The sequence below is a fragment of the Psychrobacillus lasiicapitis genome, assembly GCF_006861795.1.
Lineage (GTDB): Bacteria > Bacillota > Bacilli > Bacillales_A > Planococcaceae > Psychrobacillus > Psychrobacillus lasiicapitis.
Map to the genome: position 1 here is coordinate 98,869 of NZ_VDGH01000004.1, position 20,799 is coordinate 119,667.

Sequence of the window (20,799 nt, forward strand, 5' to 3'; positions counted from 1 at the left end):
TATTAGCATTTTACAACAGAAGAGGACAAAAAAAGCCATGAAAATCGTAAAGAAATTATTATTATGTATACTTTCGCTTTATATTTCCTTTATACTTTATCCATAATACTTTCCTTTTTCATGGGAAAATTGTCGAAATAGGAGTTGAATTACAACGTGGAGCTGAATTGGCAAGAGATGCTCTTTGAGTTTTTTGGTGGATTAGGGATTTTCTTATTCTCCATTAAGTTTATGGGTGAAGGCTTACAAAAAGCTGCGGGAAATAAGTTGCGGGATATACTTGATCGGTATACAACAAATCCACTAATGGGGGTTATTGCAGGATTACTCTTTACTGTATTAATCCAATCTAGTGCCGGGACTATTGTAATCATAATTGGACTTGTCAGTGCCGGCTTTATGACTCTCCGTCAATCAATTGGAGTGATCATGGGTGCAAATATAGGGACAACAATGAAAGCATTTATATTTGGCTTTGAAATTGGAGACTTTGCCTTACCGATAATGGCGATAGGTGCATTTATTATATTTTTATTTAAGAAGAAAATGGTACAGCATATTGGGGAAGTGGCTTTTGGATTTGGAGGTTTGTTTTTAGGATTAGAGTTAATGATGAGTGGGATGAGCCCTCTGCAGAGATTATCCTCCTTTACTGATTTCACCTTGCAAATGAGTGATCAACCATTATTGGGTGTAATAGCAGGGACAGCTATGACAATACTCATTCAAAGTTCTAGTGCTTCTGTGGCAATCTTACAAGGAATTTATGCAGAGGATTTAGTTTCTTTACATGGTGCTTTACCTATTTTATTTGGTGATAATATTGGTACTACTATTACAGCAATTCTTGCTTCTATAGGAGCCTCAGTCAGTGCAAGGCGGGCAGCTGTTGCGCACGTCTTGTTTAATGTTGTAGGATCCATTGTATTTCTGATTTTCTTAACACCTTTCACTTTATATATGGAATGGATAGCTGATGTGTTTTCATTGGAAAATAAAATGCAAATCGCATTTGCGCATGGAACGTTTAATGTAGTAAATGTCATTTTACAGTTTCCTTTGATAGGAGCATGGGTATATTTATTAGTGAAATTTTTACCTGGCGAAGATGTGAATATTAAATATAAACCGAAACATTTAGAGGAAGATTTGATAGAGGATTTTCCATCGATAGCAATTGGACAAGCAAAAGAAGAGATATTGCGTATGGGCAATTTTAGTATTCAAGGATTAGAGAAAACATTTGAATATTTAAAAACTGGAAATAAGCAAAATGCGGATGATGCATATCATTTAGAAGATGCCATTAATCATCTCGATACAAAAATAACAAATTATTTAGTGAAAATATCATCTCAACCTCTTTCAAGCCAAGACTCTACGAGGCACTTTATGTTGCTGGGTACAACTAGAGACCTAGAAAGAATAGGCGATCATTTTGAAAATATTATAGAGCTAATAGATTATCAAGAAGAACAACACTTCCACTTGACGCAAGATGCTTTAGAGGATATTTCGGCGATGTTTGAGTTAACCATTAACACGGTAAAAAAAGCAGTAGAAGCATTGGATTTAAATGACGATTTCTTAGCGCAAGAAGTAGCTGAACAAGAACATGTTATTGATCGAATGGAGCGTCAATTTAGAAAGAACCATATTATTCGATTGAATGAGGGCTTATGTAGCGGTCATGCAGGAGTTATGTTTGTAGATATATTAAGTAATCTTGAAAGGATAGGTGATCACTCTGTGAATATTGCGGATGCGATTTTAGGTAAACGTATATGATAGAGATTCTTGGATGGATTCTGATAATTCTTAGTTTTATTGTTGCGTTTGTCGGTACATTTTATCCGATAATTCCTTCTGTAGTCTTTATGCTGCTTGGTTTTGTGTTATATGGACTGTTTTTCTCTTTTGAAGAGTTAAACTGGATGTTTTGGATTATTCAAGTGCTGTTTGTTGTGTTGTTATTTAGTGCAGACATGGCTGCTAATGCTTTTGGAGTAAAGAAGTTTGGAGGTACAAAGGCGGGCGTATGGGGAAGTACAATAGGTTTACTCTTGGGACCTTTTGTTATTCCGGTCGCAGGAATATTAATCGGACCATTTCTTGGAGCAGTGCTTGCAGAGCTTATTGTAACGAGAGAAGGCTTTAAACAAGCAGTAAAATCGGGAGTCGGTTCTTTGATCGGCTTTCTGACATCTTCCGTTGTGAAAATTATCATTTTATGTGCAATGCTTGTTATTTTTATCTTATTTATTTCGAATTAACGGTCAGTAAGACACCTCGCTTCAAAGTTATGGACTTTTGGGAAGCTTAAGGGAAAAATCCGCTGCTGTAAATGCTCGAATGGTTCTTCTAACAATCAGTGGGGATTGAACCCTCCACAGATTGAAATTCAGTTTTTATAGTTCAGTCAAAAGTATGAGAATATATTAGGTTCTTTTCGTTGAAGGTTTTCTTTAATTTTGATACGCTATTATACGGAAAGAATTTTCTAAAATATTCTTTAGGAGGAAACAAACATGGCATACGAATTACCACAATTACCTTACGCGTACGACGCACTAGAACCACATATTGATAAAGAGACGATGAATATTCATCATACGAAACACCATAACACATATGTAACAAACTTAAACAATGCAGTAGCAGGTAAAGCTGACCTAGAAAGCAAATCAGTAGAAGAGCTAATCGCTGATTTAGACGCTCTTCCAGAAGATATTAAAACAGCAGTACGTAACAATGGTGGCGGACATGCTAACCACTCATTATTCTGGGAAATCCTTTCACCAAACGGTGGCGGAAATCCAACTGGTGAACTAGCTTCAGCAATCGATGCTAAATTCGGTAGCTTTGACGCTTTTAAAGAAGAGTTCGCAAAAGCTGCAACAACTCGTTTCGGATCAGGTTGGGCTTGGTTATCCGTTGCTAATGGAGAATTAGAAGTTTCTTCAACTGCTAACCAAGATTCACCAATCATGGAAGGCAAAACACCATTATTAGGATTAGACGTTTGGGAGCATGCTTACTACTTAAACTATCAAAACCGTCGTCCTGACTACATCGGTTCATTCTGGAATGTAGTAAATTGGGATGAAGTTTCTAAACGTTACGAAGCTGCAAAATAATCTCATACAAAAAAGAAACTTAGCACACACTTTTACGTCTAAAAGTGTGTGCTTTTTATGTTACAATAAAAGCTAATAATGAAGTAGGTGAACTTATGCGAAAAACCCCAAACAAACGTGCACAAAGTGTAAAAGCAAAACAACGAGCTAATATCACTTTTCGTATGAATATACTTTTCTTTTCGATATTCATACTTTTTACAATTCTAATTTTACGTCTAGGTTATTTACAAATAGTCAAAGGCGAAGATTATACAAGAGATTTAGAAAGAAAAGAAGAAGTACCTGTCAATACTAGTGTACCTCGAGGCCGTATCTTTGATAGCGAAGGTAGAATTTTAGTAGATAATAAACCGCAAAAAGCAATTACATACACAAAAATGCAAACAACTACCGCAAAAGATATGTATGAAATAGCAGAAGATTTAAGTTTGCTGATTGAAAAGGATACAAACGCTATAACAAAAAGTGACTTACAAGATTTTTGGTTATTTAAACATAGCGAAGAAGCGAATGATTTAGTAACAACTAAAGAACGCAATGAAATTGAAAGCGACGAAGACTTGTCGAAAAAAGATAAAAATGCTGCGATTAATCGGCTGATACGAAGCAAAATCACAGAGGAACAATTAAATTCATTCACACCAGAGGAGTTAGAAATAATTGCGATTTACCGAGAAATGGCATCTGGATACGCTTTATCCCCGCAAATTATTAAAGGGGGAGACGTTGCTAACAAAGCACTTAAACCTGGTCAAATTTCAGAAGAAGTAACGGTAGAAGAATTTGCACGAGTATCCGAACGTTTAGGAGATTTAAAAGGGGTCAATACCACGACGGACTGGAGAAGAGTTAAAAATTCTACACTTGCTATTTTAGGAACAACCACCTTGCCAAAAGAAGGTATACCTAAAAATCGGTTAGATTATTTCTTATCGAGAGACTATTCTCGTAACGATCGTGTTGGAAAAAGTTATATTGAACAGCAGTATGAGGAAGTGCTACAAGGACAAAAAAGTGTTGTTAAAAATATCACGGATGGAAAAGGTCGTGTAGTTGACGTCCAAACTGTTTATGAGGGAGAGCCTGGGAAAGACCTCGTCTTAACAATAGATAGCGAACTCCAAACTGAAATGGAAGCTATATTAGAAAAGAAATTAGTAGAAATGAAAAATAAAAACAAGGGTACAAAATATTTAGATAGAGCATTTTTAGTAATGTTAGATCCTTATACAGGAGAAGTTTTGACAATGGTAGGAAAGCAAATTGTAAAAGACTCCGAAACAGGGAAACAGACGGTACGAGATTACGCGTTTGCAGCTTTTACAACAGCATATGAAGTTGGTTCTACTATAAAGCCCGGTACAGTACTTACAGGGTATCGCGAAAATGCATTGTCTCCAGGAGACGTATTAATAGATCAACCCATTCGTATAAAAGGCTCTAACCCTAAAAGTTCCGTGTTTAACCGATATGGCAGAATTCCTATGAGTGATTTAGAAGCACTTGAACGTTCTTCCAACTCTTATATGTTCCAAATTGCATATCGTGTAGCCGGCAGAACTTATCAACCAAATCAAGGGATAAATTTTGGTCCAGAAGCGTTTCAGAAAATGCGCAATGGCTACGCGCAAATGGGACTTGGCGTTCCAACAGGCATTGATTTACCTGGAGAAGTGTCAGGAGTAGTGGGCGGTATAGAAATGGGGAAACTACTTGACTTAAGTATTGGTCAGTATGATACATATACACCTTTGCAACTTGGCCAATTCGCTGCGACACTTGCGAACGGGGGGAATAGAATTCAACCTCACGTTGTGAAAGAAATTAGAGAACCATCTCCTGATGGTGTACAGTTAGGGAAAATTGTAAAAGAGATTACGCCGAATATATTAAATACAGTAGATAATACAAGAGCTGAAATTGAGCGGGTTCGTCAAGGGATGCAACGAGTGTATTTTGGCAATAAAGGATCTGCACGGTCTGCTTTTTCAAGTGCACCTTATACTGCTGCTGGTAAAACAGGTACAGCACAATCTTTTTATACAGATCCCGAATTAAAGAAAAGAGTCGCTACTGTCAATTTAACTCATATTGGATTTGCTCCATTTGATAATCCAGAAATAGCATATGCAATCGTCGTTCCACAGGCATCAATAGAATCTAGTTATAAAACTAACTTTGTCACTCCAATCGCTCGAGAATTAGTTGACAAATATTTTGAGATAAAACAAAAAAATAATGCATTAAAAGATAATGATTCTTCTGCAACACCACTCATTAAAGCTCCATATACAAATGATTCAATTGATGAAAAAAATGCCGAATGATATTCTAAAAAACCGATTAGCCTATTAATAGAATAGGCTGGCCGGTTTTTTTTATTCTAATCATTTTTTGTACAGTTTACAAAAGCTTTACATTACATTCATACCGACTCAACATGAAACCTTTAAAGTAGTTTTTGTAAGAAAGAAAAGAAAAACATAATTTTAGGGGGATTTACCTGATGAAAAGCTGGAAGTATTTAATGATGACGACAATGATTGGCTCAGCGCTTGCGCTTGCGGCATGTGGAGATGATTCTGACACAGAGACAACGGAAGAAACTCCTACTGAAGAAACAGCATCAGAAGCAGGGACAGAAACAGAAACTCCTGCAGCTGAAGAAGCAGCAATTGAAGGAACAGTATCTGGTGACGGTTCAAGTACTGTAGCGCCAATTACAGAAGCACTTGTTGAAGAATATGCAGGAGTACAACCTAAAGTTCAAGTAACAGCTGGTGTATCTGGAACAGGTGGCGGTTTCGAAAAATTTATCGCTGGCGAAACTGATTTCTCTAACGCATCACGTCCTATTAAAGAAGAGGAAGCTACAGCACTTGCAGATGCAGGTATTGACTTCACTGAATTCCAACTTGCGAATGACGGCTTAACAGTAGTAGTTAGCCAAGAAAACGACTGGGTGGAAGATATGACAGTAGAAGATCTAAAAAAATTATGGATTGAAGATGGAACTGCTAAAAAATGGTCTGATATTAACCCAGAATGGCCAGCAGAAGAAGTAGTATTCTATTCACCAGGTACAGATTCAGGAACATACGATTACTTTGATGAAGTAATTCTTGATGGAGAAGATCTGGTTAAATCTGCAACTCTTTCTGAAGATGACAACGTATTAGTACAAGGTGTACAAGCTGATAAAAATGCAATTGCATTCTTTGGTTATGCATACTACTTAGCAAACCAAGATACTTTAAAAGCTGTAAAAATTGGTGGGGTTGAACCTAACAATGAAACAATTGAATCTGGAGAATACTCTCCACTATCACGTCCATTATTCGTTTATGCAAGTAATAAAGCACTTTCTGAAAACCCAGCATTCTATGATTTTATGAAATATTCACTTGAAAATGCAGGTGAGATGGCTGAAGCAGTTGGATATGTAAGTCTTCCAGCTGAAAAGTATGAAGAAGGTCTATCTACTTTAGAAGGTTTAAAATAAGTTTAAAAGGTAAACCGGGTGTAAGTGAATGAGTAGCATAACTGCTACTCTTTTCTTACGTTTTGGTAAAAGGGGGATTCACCGTGGCTCAAAAACAAGTATCTGATCAACCATCAGTGCAAGAGCTAATTGCAAAATCAAGCAATAAAAAGCAAAAACAACTGGTAGAAAAATTAATTCCAATTATTTTGTTCATAATTGCCTCTATCTCTGTATTAACGACAATCGGAATTGTTTTAACTTTGATTGTTGAAACAATAATTTTCTTTAAAGATATTCCTGTGTTTAGCTTCTTATTCGGTACTGAATGGTATCCATTTGCTAATAAGGAACCTGCTTTTGGAATTCTTCCATTGATCGCTGGAACGTTAAAGGTCACGATCATAGCAGTAATTGTGGCAGTACCTTTTGGTATTGGATCCGCTATATTCCTAAGTGAATATGCTTCTGACACTACAAGAAGAATTATTAAACCCATTTTAGAAATTTTAGCCGGAATTCCAACGATTGTTTATGGTTTCTTTGCGTTAACATTTGTAACGCCGTTATTGCAACAATTTATTCCAGATTTAAAAATATTCAATGCATTAAGTCCAGGTATTGTTGTTGGAATAATGATTTTACCAATGATTGCGTCTTTATCGGAAGATGCAATGTCATCTGTACCAAATTCAATTCGTGAAGGTGCACTTGCAATGGGGTCAACCAAGTTGGAAGTTGCGCTTAAAGTAGTAGTTCCAGCCGCTTTATCGGGAATTGTTGCTTCTGTTGTACTTGCCATTTCTCGAGCAATTGGAGAAACAATGATTGTTTCACTTGCCGGAGGGTCTACGCCAAAATTCGATTTCGATGTAACAGGATCGATTCAAACAATGACTGCCTATATTGTACAGGTATCATCTGGTGATGCGGGCTATGGAACCACTATCTACTATTCAATTTACTCTGTCGGTTTTACATTGTTCTTATTTACACTAGTGATGAACCTTATTGCTCACGCTATTTCGAAAAAATATCGGGAGGAATATTAAAATGAAATATATCAATCATGAATCAGTTGTAAAAAGAATGATGAGTCGTCTCACTATTAATAAGGTTTTTAAAGTAATTTTCTTCTTTGCTACCTTATTCGCGTTACTCACATTAGCTATATTGTTTTATAGAATTATTACACAAGGTATCGGTTATTTGACGCCAGAATTTTTCCAAAACTTCAGCTCTCGTTTTCCTGCAAAAGCAGGAATTAAAGCTGCGCTTATTGGATCTATTTGGTTAATGTTTGTAGTTGCTCCTGTATCTATTATTTTAGGAGTAGGGACTGCCATTTACTTAGAAGAATATGCGAAGAAAAATAAATTAAGTGATTTTATTCGAATGAATATCTCTAACCTTGCTGGTGTTCCGTCTGTTGTATTCGGATTACTTGGGTTGACAATTTTTGTCCGTGCTTTGTCACTAGGAAATAGCGTTTTAGCTGCAGGATTTACAATGAGTTTATTAATACTTCCTGTTATTATCGTTGCGTCCCAAGAAGCAATTAGAGCTGTACCAAACGATGTTAGGGAAGCGTCATATGGAATGGGTGCTACAAAGTGGCAAACAGTTGTAAAAATTGTATTGCCATCTGCGATTCCTGGGATATTAACAGGTGCTATTTTGGCACTGTCAAGAGCTGTAGGAGAAACAGCACCACTGATCGTAATAGGGATTCCTGTTATAATTCAGTTCCTTCCGACTGGATTACTTAGCCAATTCACCGCATTGCCTATGCAAATTTACGATTGGGCAAAACGTCCACAGCAGGATTTTCAATTTGTAGCGGCTGCTGGAATTCTTGTTTTAATGATCTTTTTATTGATTATGAACTCAATTGCTATATTTATTCGTAACAAATTCTCAAAAAGGTATTAACATAACTAGGGGGAAGTAAAATGGTACAGTCGTTAGAAAATGGGTCAAATACGTTAAATGGTGCATCCAATATTGTTTATAATACAAAGCAGTTGAATTTATGGTATGGGAATCACCATGCATTGAAAGATATTAACTTGCAAATCAAGGAAAATGAAGTAACTGCAATCATCGGGCCTTCAGGCTGTGGAAAATCAACCTATATTAAAACACTAAACTGTATGGTAGAATTAGTACCAACAGTAAAAACTTCTGGACAAATTTTATATCGTGAACGTAATATTTTCGACAATGATTATGGTGTGGAAGAGTTGCGTACAAAAGTAGGGATGGTGTTCCAGAAACCGAATCCTTTTCCTAAATCTATTTACGATAATATTGCATATGGTCCTAGAATCCATGGCATTAAAAACAAAAAGATTTTAGATCAAATTGTGGAAAAAAGTTTGCGAGGAGCGGCGATATGGGATGAAGTAAAGGATCGTCTTCAGACAAATGCATACAGTTTATCCGGTGGACAACAACAACGTATTTGTATTGCTCGTTGTTTGGCAATTGAACCAGATGTTATCCTAATGGATGAACCTACATCGGCGCTAGATCCTATTTCAACTTTAAAAGTAGAGGAACTTATTCAAGAACTAAAAGCAGATTATTCAATCATTATTGTTACACATAACATGCAACAAGCTGCTCGTATCTCCGATAAAACTGCATTCTTTTTAAATGGAGAAGTAGTAGAATTTGATAATACGGATGTTATATTTTCAACTCCTGAAGATAAGCGTACAGAAGATTATATTTCAGGTCGTTTCGGATAAGGAAAGGGGTAAAGGGAAGATGGTAGGAAGAGAAAAGTTCGATGCAGAACTACGAAAAGTGCAAGACTTGCTATTGGAGTTAAGTAATACCGCTATTGATACATTGGATAAATCAATGGATTATTTATTAGGAAATGATATTGAAGGTGCCTTAACAGTCATTAATAACGATATTCATATTAACCATATGGAAGAGGAGATTAATGACCGTGTCATTTTATTAATTGCCAAACAGCAACCAGTTGCTACTGATTTAAGAAGATTGATGGTGCTTGTAAAAATAGCTTCCGATATGGAACGTATCGGCGATTATGCAGTTAATATAGCCAAAGAAACAATTCGTATTGGAAAAGATGAACATATTGAGCCAATTCATTTGTTGGATGAAATGCGAGTTAAGACAATTTCAATGTTAAAGCAAATACTAGACGCGTTTATCCATGAAAATATGGAGGATGCTAAGAAAATTGCGAAACAAGATGATGAAGTAGATGAGTTATACGGGCATGCTATTCGAACACTTTTAAATGTAGGTGTAAAAAAACCAGAGCAGCTTAGCCAAGTTACCCAACTATCATTCGTATGTCGTTATTTAGAGAGATCAGCCGATCATGCTACAAATTTAGCGGAGCGTTTACTGTATTTACTAAAAGGAAAGCATTATGAGCTGAATAATTAAAAGAAAGCACAGTGTCCTGTCACTCAGGGACCTGTGCTTTTTCATATAAAGTGGTAGAAGAAGGTAAATTCGGTTCCGCTATAATTTTCGCTTCGAGACGGAACGATGAGCCTTCATCTCTCCTTTAAAGAAGAATCACTTTACTTGGTGATTATTTCCGCAATTTGTTTGATGGTCATCGTAGAATTAAGTTCAAATTGCCCGATTTGAATTTTACTGGATAAATCTTGAGCGATTAAATAATCTTCGAAATCCTGTTTATTTTGGATAATTCCTGCTTGCTCTAAGGAAGTACTAATATCCCTTGATGTCATACCTGATTGAATATGAAGAACACTATTTGTAGCTTCATTGGAAGCGGTGTCTGCAGTTTCTACCTTTTTTTCCGTTTCAGAAGCTGTTTGTTCTTGTTGCGCATTATCTAAATCGAGTTGCAATTGTGCTAATTGGTTCTTCACATTTTTTAATTCTGTTTGTGCTTGTTTATATGCTTGAGGTGTAATATCACCCTTTGCTTGGTCGTTTTCACCTACCATAAGATGTATTTGGAATGCTGCACCTGCTAAAAATAATCCAACCCCAAGAAAACGTATTGCTGCTTTATTCACCTTTTGCCACCACCGATCACTGATTGTACTTCTTCTACAGTAAGAGAGGAGCGGCTGCTAATTTCTTTTAATGAGTAGCCTTGCTTGTACAATTCAAGAACCTGACTTTTAATGATTTCATGAATGACTGGTTTTTTAATGTGTGTTTGGGGGCTTGCGATTTTCGTTGATTCGATCAATAATTCTTCTTCGATTATTTTTAATCTGCGTTTTAATGCACTTGTTTCTTGATACAAAGAGAAAGAAAGCTCTTCTACCTCAGCTTCTACTTTTTTGTTGGTATCCTTCAATAAAAAGGAAAGGATGATCAATAAAATACCTATAATCATTATTATGACAGAAAAATCCATTGCATTCACCTCTATACTAAAGTTCTTTACTTAATACTACCATATCCAAAAAAACTTTGAATAATTTATCGTGTTAATTGTAGATTTTCTTGAATAATATGCTATAATTGATTAGTCGTATAAATCATGCTCAAGTTTTATATTTAATCCTGGCAAAGAGTGGGAGGGACAACCATGCGCGTTAATATTACATTAGCTTGTACAGATTGCGGAGAGCGCAACTATATTTCTAAGAAAAACAAGCGTAACAATCCAGAACGTCTTGAACTTAAAAAATATTGCTCACGTGAAAAGAAATCAACTCTTCATAGAGAAACGAAATAATAACTTAAACCAAAACCAAATATGGTTTTGGTTTTTTTCTATTGTTTGGAGGGAATAACTTGTCAAAATCCATGCTAAGAAATGAGATGAAAACTCGATTAGCATCTTTAAATCGAGAGTCCTATTTTACTTACTCAACAGAAATTAAAAATCGTCTTTTAATAGAAGAAAGTGTGCTGCATGCTTCTATTATTGGAATTACTATTTCTGCTTTTCCGGAAGTAAATACAGAAGGAATTATAAAGCGTGTATGGGAAATAGGTAAAACTGTTGTAGTCCCAAAATGCAATCCTAAAGACCGTTCCATGACTTTTTATAAAATAGACAGCTATGACCAACTAGAAACTGTATATATGAAGCTATTGGAGCCTAATCCTGATTTAACAGTAGGTGTTTTATCTGAAGATATCGACTTGCTTATTGTACCCGGTGTTGTGTATAGTAAAACAGGTTACCGTATTGGCTACGGTGGGGGATACTATGACCGCTTTTTAACAAATTATACAGGACAAACAATCTCTTTAGCATTTGATTTTCAAATAGTGGATCAAGTGGAAACAGAGATGTTTGATATCCCAGTTGATAAAATAATAACAAATAAAGGAATTATACCTTGTAAACAGAATCGCATAAAGGAAGTATAAGATGAATTCAGTATATGACGTTACGCAATTATTAAAACGTTTTGGTATTTTTGTCTACACAAAAGATCGATTAGCTGATTTAGAAATGATGGAAGAGGAAATAAAAGAGCTTTATCGCATGCAAATGATTGAAGTAAAAGAATATCAATTAGCTTTACTTTTATTAAGGCAAGAGCAAAGTAAATATAAGCAATAACAACGGCAGATACGTAGGATATCTGTCGTTTTTTAATTTTGTAAATAAAATGAAACTTTTTGGATTGTACAACCGTCTATATAAAGAGTGTAAGAATAAGAGACACATTATATAATAACATCAATCATATCCATTATTGTTGATTTATTGTGAAGAAAGTATTAAGATATACTCTGTGACTTTTACTTATTTTTAAGAGTGAAAAAAGGGGAGGATGTAGGCGTGAGAAAGAAAAACTGGCCAACACATTCTATTCTTGTATTAGCTATTGTGGCCACATGGATAAAAACCTATATTGTTTACCACACAAGCTTTGATATGAAAATCGAGAATATAATGCAACAAGTAATACTATTTATTAATCCGCTCAGTTTTATATTGTTTATTTATGGGATTTCATTATTTTTTAAAAATCCTAAATTTAAAAATAGATATATCCTAGTTACAAGTATTATCCTTTCTGTAGTGTTATATGCAAATGCTGTATTTTATCGTTTCTTTACAGATTTCATTACTCTACCGGTCTTATTCCAAACAAGTAATTTTGGAGATCTAGGTACATCGGCAGCAGAAAGCATTTATTGGTCGGATATTTTCTATTTTACAGATGTGGCAATTATTATCCTTGCAATGAAATGGTTAAAAATTAGAGAAGCAACCTCTGTTATTAAACCTACTGTCCGAAGAGCATACTTTGTATTAACGGCAGCAATATTATTTTTAAACTTAGGGTTATCTGAAATCGAAAGACCACAATTATTAACAAGAAGCTTCGACCGGGAAATGTTAGTGAAAAACATAGGCTCTTACAATTATCATCTGTATGACTTGTATATCCAATCGAAATCGCACGCACAGCGGGCGCTTGCTGATGGAAGTGAGCTTGTTGAGGTAAATAACTATGTTCGTTCGAACCAAGCAGAACCAAACGCAGAAATGTTCGGTCTTGCAAATGGTCGTAATTTAATTGTTATTTCTATGGAATCATTACAAAATTTTGTGATTAATAATGATATGAATGGGCATGAAGTAACGCCGTTTTTAAATTCATTAACACAAGATAAAGATACATTTTATTTTTCAAATTTCTATCATCAGACTGGTTTAGGAAAAACATCCGATTCTGAATTCCTTGTAGAAAATTCACTCTATCCTTTAAGTGGGGGAGCAGTATTCTTTACGCATAGTGGAAATAAATTTCATTCGATGTCTGAGAGCTTGAATGAGCAAGGTTATTTTACGAATGTCATGCATCCGAATAATAAGAGCTTCTGGAATCGGGATATGATGTATCAAGCGCTTTCTATACAAAAGTATTATGATGTGAATAGCTATGTGGTAAATGAAGGAGATGCAGTAAACTGGGGAATGAAAGATATTCCATTCTTTGAACAATCCGTTTCGCATATGAAAGAAATGCCACAGCCGTTTTATTCACGTTTAATCACATTAACGAATCATTATCCTTTCGACTTAGATGAAGAGGATCAATTAATACCTCCATATGATTCTAATTCACGAACGCTAAATAAATATTTTCAATCTGTTCGTTATATGGATGAGGCTTTGAAAACATTATTTGACGAATTGAAGGAACAAGGGTTATATGATAATTCTATTATTGTTATGTATGGTGACCACTATGGTATTTCCGAAAATCATAATAAAGCAATGTCCCAATATTTAGGGACAGAAATTACACCATATGTATCTGCAAAATTACAACGTGTACCTTTCTTTGTTCATATTCCGAATAGCGGAAAAGGCGGAGAAATTACAGAGACTGCTGGTCAAATAGATATTCGACCGACGATTTTGCATTTGCTTGGTGTAGAAACTGCTAAAGACATGCAATTAGGTGCAGATGTATTTTCTGATGAACATGAAGATTTCGTTATTTTCCGAAATGGTGGATTTGTTACGGATAAGCTGGTATTTGCAAATAATGCTTGTTATGACAATGCTACTGGAGAAGAAATCGCAATCGATAGTTGTCAGCCATATATAGATCGGACTACACAAGAACTCGGCTACTCTGACCAAATCATTAATGGGGATTTACTCAGATTCTACGATTTAAAAACAGGTAATCTGTTATTAGATCAGGCAGAAACAAAAAATCCATAAGAAAAAGCACAGACATTTGTCGTCTGTGCTTTTTTTGTGAAACAAATAGCAAACTAAGACGTCTAATGATGTGAGCATAATTTTAGTATACAGAAATGGTGAAGGGGGGAGTATATTGAAGAGGGTCGTCATACTAATTTTGTGCCTATTTTTTCTACAAGCGTGCAAAGAAAAAAATATTCAAATTGAAATTCCAGATTCTACAGGTAATGTAGAAGCACCACAATCTTTACCATCAGATGTTGATAATGCTCCCTCTAAAAAGATACCGACCTTGCAATTTGATCGTTCTGTCTTTCATAGTGTCATTGGATGGTTGTCAGATGATGAAATACTTTTTATTTTAATGGAAAATGGAGAGTGGACGGTTCAATCTTATACATTGTCAACGGAGACGTGGAAAAGTATCTATGCAACAAAGACCCCAATTATTCAAGGTGAGATTCATCCTGGTAAAGAAATGATTCTTTTACATACATCAAGTAATTCCTCCTCTGCAGAAGTTATTTTATTACATAAGGATGGTTATGTATTGCAAAGTTTACTTTTCGAATCTGCCGAAATTTATATGAATTGGCACCCAGAAAATCCAAATCTAATCGCATTTACGACTTTTTACGAGGATTGGACATATGATACGTTTATTTATGATGGAACAACCCAAAACTTGAAAACAATTGAAGTAGATAACCCATTTATCAAATGGTATGATGACAATCGTTTAATGGTATTTAAATGGAATGAAAGTAGTCTGGATGGAAGTGATTTATTATTATATTCCATAAAGGATGAGGTTTTGGAAGAAACTGATTGGAATCATTTATTGGATGTTCAGAATTTAGGGAAAAGCATGCTTTATATAACGATAAACGAGCAAAAGGATCTATTTGAATATCGATTAGAAGAGAAGGAAACGAGTCGTGTTTTTGAATGGACCTCTCCTGCCGTTAGCAATTATTCGGAATGGGTTGTGCCGAATATGTCTGTAGTTCAGCCTGACAAGTTAATAATCCTTCAATCGAAAAAGGCCGGTAATTTGGATGAATATACAGATAAAAGTGTACTTTCTAGCATTTCACTTGATGGGGCAAAGCAATTTGGTGAATTAGGTGATGGGCCAATTGACTGTTCTCCGAATGGAGCGGTTTGTCTTGGTGGATATGAAAAAGAAAATTGGATTCAATTAGATCCATTCCAAGAACAGGCTTGGTTAGAGCTGAAAGAATAGAAAAAAGCTGCCATACATATAGTATGACAGCTTTTTTCATGTACGTTTTAGTGTAAACTTGGTGGAAAGCCTTGGTTCAAAATAGTCATGACTGTAAAGAAGCCAAAAACTGCAAAAGTACCAAAGTTAAATAGAACTCCTAGCACATTCTTTTCTTTGAAAGCTTGGAAAGTGCCGATTACAGCTAAAACTGTAACTAGTCCAAAAATAACCATTAATAAGTTCATGAAAGACACTCCTTTCGACATCAGAAAATGAATGTCGCTTTACATATTCCTCTTCTATTGTAATTGTATTCTCCAAATTTGTCGAGTGAAAATAGTGGCGAAACATTGAACAACAGATGGATTATCGTTTAAACTAAGAATGAGGTGATTTAAATGTTGAATATACGTAGCTATCCATTACAAAACGTTCTGTAAAAACAAGTAATACAGTCAATAAAATTCAACTTCTAATATCTCTACAGTAGCCTGGCCTTTCTTAGGATTTCTAGACAATTTTGAAGGGGGATGTTCAACATATCGGAAATATATTTTTCGTATGAAACGTTGTACAAACTCTTGTTGCTTTTCGATATCTAAACCGGAAAAAAGTTGATTAAAAGTAAATACAAGATTTTTTAGGGATTCAACATCCATTTTCTTAACAGGTTTAATTTCACTAATTTTATTTTGTAATTCTTCGTAAAATTCCTTTGTTTCATCCATCAACTTGTCAAATTCTTCATCTGTCATTTTATCGCTAGCCCAAGCTCGTTGATATTTTTCACGTCTGTTTTTTATTTTATTAAGTTGATTTGTAAGTTCTTCTAACTCATTATTTTTTGGTTCAACAACTTCAATGTTGTTAAAGGTGACCACTTTCATATACTCAATCAATGCCTCTTTATACTTAAGTTCCCCGAGGTTCCTTACTTCTGCCTTATTTTTCGCGCATGGTGCACAGCGGTACATTGCTCCTTGCTTTTTAGAACCATCTTTTTGTTCATAGAAGAATCTGTTGACTGATAACGTTTTACCACAATTAGAGCAAGCCAAAACACCTTGGAATAGATAAGTACTTTCAACATTTTTTCTAGGGGTTTGCGATCGATCATCCAGAATCGATTGTACTTTTTCAAAATGATCTTCTGTAATGTAACCTTTATGGGTATTTTTATATAGTTTATCCTTCCATCGGGTGTGACCACAAAGAGCTGGATTTCTTAAAATGCGGATTACAGTAGCGTGCACCCAAAGCCTATCGTCGTTTATCAAAGCCATGTAATCTGCTATTCTCGATGCTGACCATCCTTTCTCAAGCTTATCGATCATATCCATTATAAATTTTCCTTCATCCGGCTCTATAAGCAATCTTTCGTCAACTGATTTAAAACCATAGGGCACAACGCCGACATGCTCGCCGTCAGATACTTTTTTATCAAGTGCGAAGATAATTCGTTCTGACATGTTTTCTGTTTCCCATTGAGCTAATAATGCTACAAGGCCTATAAACATACGACCCATTGCAGTGGAGGTATCATACATCTCTGTTGCAGACCTGAATTTACAATTGTAATTTTCCAGAATGTCTAACATTGTATGAAGGTCACGAACTGAACGTGTAAAACGATCAAGTCGATATACTAATATCATTTTTATTTTACCTGTTTTGACATCATCCATAAGAAACTGCAGCTTTGGCCGGTCAGTGCTTTTTCCTGATATCCCTTCATCCACGTATAATTTGTATTCATCCCAACCTTGTGCTTTACAGTAAGCAATCAAGCGTTCTTTTTGAGCTGGTACTGAGTATCCTTCTTCTGCTTGTTCTAATGTACTGACACGGATATAAATGCCAACAACCATAGGTATCTTCCTTTCTGTATAAGAAAAGAGTAAGCAAATGAGCCTACTCTTTAAGGTTTAATCACTAGCGCTAGGAATTAATCATTTACTACGACATAAACTACTACTTTTCCGTAAATTTTTAAATTTTCGTTATCAATGGTAGTAATATAATCAGTAAATCTTTTGTCACTTGATGCAGGTCTAAATATTAATCTGTCGTTATCTCTATAAAATTGTTTGACAGAATAAGAATTATCATCACTATATACCACTACATCGCCATCTATTAAATTCGATAAATCTGTCCGCTTTACGGCAATTAATGAATCGTCCGGAATAATTTCATTCATTGACTCTCCATTTATCCTCATCATATAAATGTCTTTATTGTTTGCCCATTTCCCCATTACAATATCAGGTATTTCAATTCTTTCGAAATCCATTACTGCATCAACATCTTGTGGGAGTCCTGCTGAAATAGAAACCGGAAAATAAGGATAAGTTGAATTTTTAATTTTATAATTAGTTACTTTTTCACTTACAACCATATCGGATTCTTCTATACCTTGTTGCATAATTTCTAACTCGGAAGTGTAATTAAGAGAGCGTATAAATTCAAATAATTCATCTTGGGTTGAATCAGAAATAAATTCATCAAGCTCTTTCTTTTCGTCACCGCTGAGATTCTTATATCTTTCCTCTATATCTGGATGCAGGGCAAGGTATATCGGATTTTCTTTCATTAGGTACATTTTTTTAGCTCTTATTTTTTCACTTTCTTCTAATGAAAGAATATGTCCTGCTGCAGCCATCAGTTCTCCATAGCTGACATCCCTCGCGGTATCAGCTATCTTTTTGATTATGGCTGGACTAGGTGCTGTTTCGTACAATCCTCTTATTAATTTGGATATGTAGGCTGATGAAACCCCACTGTCTTTTGCAAAAGCATTTAGAGAACGTGTACCTTGTCCCTTTATAAGTAGTTCTGCAAATTTCTCCTTATCATACATTGTTATCACCTCTTTTCCTAAGTAAATAATACCAAAATCGTTGACTATAGTCAACGTTAAATGACATTAACATTTATTATAATTAATATTTAAAAAATTTAACGAAAGATGTTGACAACAGTTAACAGATGGTTTAATGTTTAAAGTGTTAACACCAGTCAACAGTCGAGGAGGTGAAAACATGTATTTGAATAAAGGAATATTAGAGAAGTACATGAAAGATAATTATGATGGTAGTTATAGAAAATTTGCTCGAGATCTCCAAGTTGAGCCTGCACAATTACATCGGATTTTAAACAGTGAGGCTCAAGCTGGAGTAGTTTTTTTAGGAAGACTTCATAATTTCTGTAAATCAAAGAATATAGACTATAATCAGTTCATTTTTTTTGAAGAAAGTGTTAACAACAGTTAATGGGAGGGGTTAATTATGAATAAGGATATCGTTCAACCACCTAATATTACACCGGAAACAAAACAAGCTATGCTTGATTTCTTTGTAAAACATTCATTACCAAACATCATTGCAAAAATGGATTTAGGTAATGTAGAAGATAAACAATTAGAGGTAGTTAAATGAACCTATACAGAAAACTCAACTTCTATTTCTTCGGATCATCCAGAGTTCACTGGTCAGATGCAGTCTTGTTCTACGGAACATACATCGTAATCACTATTATCTGTTTAGCAATTTTCATTTGGTCTAAGTAACCAAAACAACAACCATCACACCCAACAGTAAATATTCGAAGAGCGGAGTACGCCAAGACGGACCGATTAAATCCCGAGCGACAGCAATAGCCAACGCCATGACCTCGAATTTTTACTGGTGGGTGTGAGCGAAGAGAGGTGAGACTGATAAATTACGAGTGTCCAAGATGTAACAATACAGAGCATACACCAGGTGCTAACTTCTGCAAGATTTGCGGAAAAGAAATCGTAAGGGAGGAATGGAAATGAATCAATTAGTAATCATGCACGATCAACAAGCAGTAACTACCTCTTTACAAGTTGCAGAGGACTTTGGTAAACGGCATGACAATGTTTTAAGGGATATTGAGGGCTTAAAAGAAGATGTCCTCAATTTTGAGGAGATGTTTTTTCAAACGGAAACTCCAGATGCATATGGTCGACCAAGAAAGACTTATTTCATGAATCGTGACGGTTTCACATTATTGGCAATGGGCTTCAATGGAAAAGAAGCAATCCTATTCAAACTAAAGTACATCGAAGCATTTAACCAAATGGAAAAACAACTTACTCAACCATTAAGTCCACTTGAAATCATGCAAATGCAAATCAAACAGTTAGTGGAGCAAGAAAAAAGAATGAATGAACAAGATAATCGAATCGAAAAAATCGAAACCGAACAACAAAACATCACAGAAATTATCGGTTTATCCATTGTCGAATGGCGTAAGAAAGTCACCAACGTTCTAAATCGTATCGCTAAGAATAATGGCGGTTATCAGATGTATCAAGAGATCCGAAATGAAAGTTATAAAATGCTCGAAGAAAGAGCTAAGTGCAAACTAAACATTCGTGTAACGAATAAGCAAAAAGTGATGGCATTAAACGGAGTGCCGAAATCTACCGTTAACAAAGTTTCTAAGTTAGATGCTATTTCAGAAGATGCTAGATTAACAGAAATCTATCTAGCAATCGTAAAAGAGCTTGCTATAAAATACCGTGTTTCCATTACAGATTTGGAGGTCTAATTATGAATATCAAAAAAGTTGAATTTTGCACAGAATACCTATCTTTGGAGACTGAAAGTGACGTCGAGCAAGGTGTAATTCATTTTACTCTAAGAGAATTTGGTCAAAAAAGTGAAACAGAAGGGGAATTTGTTTTCGAAGAAAAAGGCGCTACAGGGGTCGTACTCACGGTAGAAGAATTGTATGAAATACACCAACTTATAGGTGAAGTTCTTTCTCATCAAGCTCGCAGTATTTAGTGAGGAGGTAAAATTTTGGCTGAAAGCAAATCTAAGAAGCTAAAGCGCTTCAAGGCTACGCAACATAAAGCAAGACTCAAATTTATTGAGCTGTCCGTAAAAAAGGAAATCACACCATATTTAAGGATGGACCAAAGAATTCAAATGAATGGGCAGATTAAAAAACTGGGCAATAAAATCCAAATGTACGATCGCAAGATAAAAGAACTCGAAGGGAGATTAAGAGGATGAATAACCTATTACAAAAGATTTCGCAATGGTACTCAGATGAGCAAGAAATACTAAACGACTTAGCTCATGACGTAGCAACATCGGACACTGTAGAGGATATGGTAACTGCTAAACAAGCTTACTCCATTCAAGAAAATAAATTGAACACAATTCAAGAAGCTCTTCGATTTGTTGAATTAGAAGTAGAAGAAAATGAACAAAATTAAAACCCGTTGTTGGCGCAACGAGTTCGGGTCCTACTA

25 protein-coding genes are annotated in these 20,799 nt (G+C 35.3%); 20 read left to right on the forward strand and 5 right to left on the reverse strand.

Going from position 1 to position 20,799, the window contains the following annotated elements; translation table 11 throughout:
* Positions 1–156 precede the first annotated feature (156 nt).
* The 9 genes from FG382_RS07735 (at position 157) to phoU (ending at position 10,053) form a co-directional block, all read left to right on the forward strand.
* A complete protein-coding gene (locus FG382_RS07735; RefSeq protein WP_142538325.1) occupies positions 157–1,788 on the forward strand; it encodes a Na/Pi cotransporter family protein in 1,632 nt (543 codons plus the stop codon).
* Complete coding sequence (locus tag FG382_RS07740; protein ID WP_142538589.1) at positions 1,788–2,273, forward strand: DUF456 domain-containing protein; 486 nt, start codon at positions 1,788–1,790, stop codon at positions 2,271–2,273. Before FG382_RS07735 ends, FG382_RS07740 begins: the two co-directional genes overlap by 1 nt.
* A 255-nt stretch (positions 2,274–2,528) precedes the next feature.
* Positions 2,529–3,137, forward strand: a complete 609-nt coding sequence (locus FG382_RS07745; RefSeq protein WP_142538326.1) for a superoxide dismutase — start codon at positions 2,529–2,531, stop codon at positions 3,135–3,137.
* 95 nt (positions 3,138–3,232) lie between these two features.
* On the forward strand, positions 3,233–5,467 hold the full coding sequence (locus FG382_RS07750; RefSeq protein WP_142538327.1) for a peptidoglycan D,D-transpeptidase FtsI family protein: 2,235 nt from the start codon (positions 3,233–3,235) through the stop codon (positions 5,465–5,467).
* Between the two features lie 179 nt (positions 5,468–5,646).
* Positions 5,647–6,642 (forward strand): PstS family phosphate ABC transporter substrate-binding protein, encoded by a 996-nt coding sequence (locus tag FG382_RS07755; protein ID WP_142538328.1) that lies wholly within the window; start codon positions 5,647–5,649, stop codon positions 6,640–6,642.
* A gap of 83 nt (positions 6,643–6,725) precedes the next feature.
* On the forward strand, positions 6,726–7,673 hold the full coding sequence (pstC, locus tag FG382_RS07760) for a phosphate ABC transporter permease subunit PstC (protein ID WP_142538329.1): 948 nt from the start codon (positions 6,726–6,728) through the stop codon (positions 7,671–7,673).
* A 1-nt stretch (position 7,674) separates the two neighbouring features.
* Complete coding sequence (gene pstA / locus FG382_RS07765; protein ID WP_142538330.1) at positions 7,675–8,553, forward strand: phosphate ABC transporter permease PstA; 879 nt, start codon at positions 7,675–7,677, stop codon at positions 8,551–8,553.
* A gap of 20 nt (positions 8,554–8,573) precedes the next feature.
* Positions 8,574–9,374 carry a phosphate ABC transporter ATP-binding protein PstB gene (pstB, locus tag FG382_RS07770; protein ID WP_142538331.1) on the forward strand — a complete coding sequence of 267 codons (801 nt, stop codon included), beginning with the start codon at positions 8,574–8,576 and terminating at the stop codon, positions 9,372–9,374.
* Positions 9,375–9,393: 19 nt separating this feature from the next.
* Positions 9,394–10,053 (forward strand): phosphate signaling complex protein PhoU, encoded by a 660-nt coding sequence (phoU, locus tag FG382_RS07775; protein WP_142538332.1) that lies wholly within the window; start codon positions 9,394–9,396, stop codon positions 10,051–10,053.
* 140 nt (positions 10,054–10,193) lie between these two features.
* On the opposite strand, the gene FG382_RS07780 is transcribed toward phoU, so the two are convergent.
* Positions 10,194–10,661: an endolytic transglycosylase MltG gene (locus tag FG382_RS07780; RefSeq protein WP_142538333.1), complete on the reverse strand. Its 468-nt coding sequence runs from the start codon at positions 10,659–10,661 to the stop codon at positions 10,194–10,196.
* Complete coding sequence (locus tag FG382_RS07785; RefSeq protein ID WP_142538334.1) at positions 10,658–11,011, reverse strand: hypothetical protein; 354 nt, start codon at positions 11,009–11,011, stop codon at positions 10,658–10,660. The genes FG382_RS07780 and FG382_RS07785 overlap by 4 nt, the downstream gene beginning before the upstream one ends.
* 174 nt (positions 11,012–11,185) lie before the next feature.
* On the opposite strand from FG382_RS07785, the gene rpmG reads away from it, so the two are divergent.
* From rpmG to FG382_RS07810, 5 genes are all read left to right on the forward strand, one after another.
* Positions 11,186–11,335: a 50S ribosomal protein L33 gene (rpmG, locus tag FG382_RS07790; RefSeq protein ID WP_093265860.1), complete on the forward strand. Its 150-nt coding sequence runs from the start codon at positions 11,186–11,188 to the stop codon at positions 11,333–11,335.
* Positions 11,336–11,406: 71 nt separating this feature from the next.
* Positions 11,407–11,979, forward strand: coding sequence for a 5-formyltetrahydrofolate cyclo-ligase (locus FG382_RS07795; protein ID WP_142538590.1), 573 nt, complete (start codon positions 11,407–11,409; stop codon positions 11,977–11,979).
* Between the two features lies 1 nt (position 11,980).
* A complete protein-coding gene (locus FG382_RS07800; protein WP_142538335.1) occupies positions 11,981–12,175 on the forward strand; it encodes a YqgQ family protein in 195 nt (64 codons plus the stop codon).
* A gap of 222 nt (positions 12,176–12,397) precedes the next feature.
* Positions 12,398–14,302: an LTA synthase family protein gene (locus FG382_RS07805; protein WP_142538336.1), complete on the forward strand. Its 1,905-nt coding sequence runs from the start codon at positions 12,398–12,400 to the stop codon at positions 14,300–14,302.
* 115 nt (positions 14,303–14,417) lie between these two features.
* Positions 14,418–15,530 carry a YqgU-like beta propeller domain-containing protein gene (locus FG382_RS07810; RefSeq protein ID WP_142538337.1) on the forward strand — a complete coding sequence of 371 codons (1,113 nt, stop codon included), beginning with the start codon at positions 14,418–14,420 and terminating at the stop codon, positions 15,528–15,530.
* A gap of 47 nt (positions 15,531–15,577) precedes the next feature.
* On the opposite strand, the gene FG382_RS07815 is transcribed toward FG382_RS07810, so the two are convergent.
* The 3 genes from FG382_RS07815 to FG382_RS07825 form a co-directional block, all read right to left on the reverse strand.
* On the reverse strand, positions 15,578–15,757 hold the full coding sequence (locus FG382_RS07815; protein WP_142538338.1) for a DUF2759 domain-containing protein: 180 nt from the start codon (positions 15,755–15,757) through the stop codon (positions 15,578–15,580).
* Positions 15,758–15,967: 210 nt separating this feature from the next.
* Complete coding sequence (locus tag FG382_RS07820) at positions 15,968–17,380, reverse strand: recombinase family protein (RefSeq protein ID WP_142538339.1); 1,413 nt, start codon at positions 17,378–17,380, stop codon at positions 15,968–15,970.
* A 77-nt stretch (positions 17,381–17,457) separates the two neighbouring features.
* Entirely contained in the window at positions 17,458–18,372 is a 915-nt protein-coding gene (locus FG382_RS07825) for an XRE family transcriptional regulator (RefSeq protein WP_142538340.1), read from the reverse strand.
* Positions 18,373–18,553: 181 nt separating this feature from the next.
* On the opposite strand from FG382_RS07825, the gene FG382_RS07830 reads away from it, so the two are divergent.
* The 6 genes from FG382_RS07830 to FG382_RS07850 all read left to right on the forward strand — a co-directional run bounded on the left by FG382_RS07830 (position 18,554) and on the right by FG382_RS07850 (position 20,763).
* A complete protein-coding gene (locus tag FG382_RS07830) occupies positions 18,554–18,784 on the forward strand; it encodes an XRE family transcriptional regulator (RefSeq protein WP_142538341.1) in 231 nt (76 codons plus the stop codon).
* Positions 18,785–18,799: 15 nt separating this feature from the next.
* Entirely contained in the window at positions 18,800–18,949 is a 150-nt protein-coding gene (locus FG382_RS22555) for a hypothetical protein (RefSeq protein WP_170206468.1), read from the forward strand.
* Positions 18,950–19,325: 376 nt separating this feature from the next.
* Positions 19,326–20,087: a Rha family transcriptional regulator gene (locus FG382_RS07835; protein WP_142538342.1), complete on the forward strand. Its 762-nt coding sequence runs from the start codon at positions 19,326–19,328 to the stop codon at positions 20,085–20,087.
* Positions 20,088–20,089: 2 nt separating this feature from the next.
* On the forward strand, positions 20,090–20,326 hold the full coding sequence (locus FG382_RS07840; RefSeq protein WP_142538343.1) for a hypothetical protein: 237 nt from the start codon (positions 20,090–20,092) through the stop codon (positions 20,324–20,326).
* Positions 20,327–20,341: 15 nt separating this feature from the next.
* Entirely contained in the window at positions 20,342–20,557 is a 216-nt protein-coding gene (locus FG382_RS07845) for a hypothetical protein (RefSeq protein WP_142538344.1), read from the forward strand.
* Complete coding sequence (locus FG382_RS07850) at positions 20,554–20,763, forward strand: hypothetical protein (RefSeq protein WP_142538345.1); 210 nt, start codon at positions 20,554–20,556, stop codon at positions 20,761–20,763. Before FG382_RS07845 ends, FG382_RS07850 begins: the two co-directional genes overlap by 4 nt.
* The last annotated feature ends 36 nt before the right edge of the window (positions 20,764–20,799 follow it).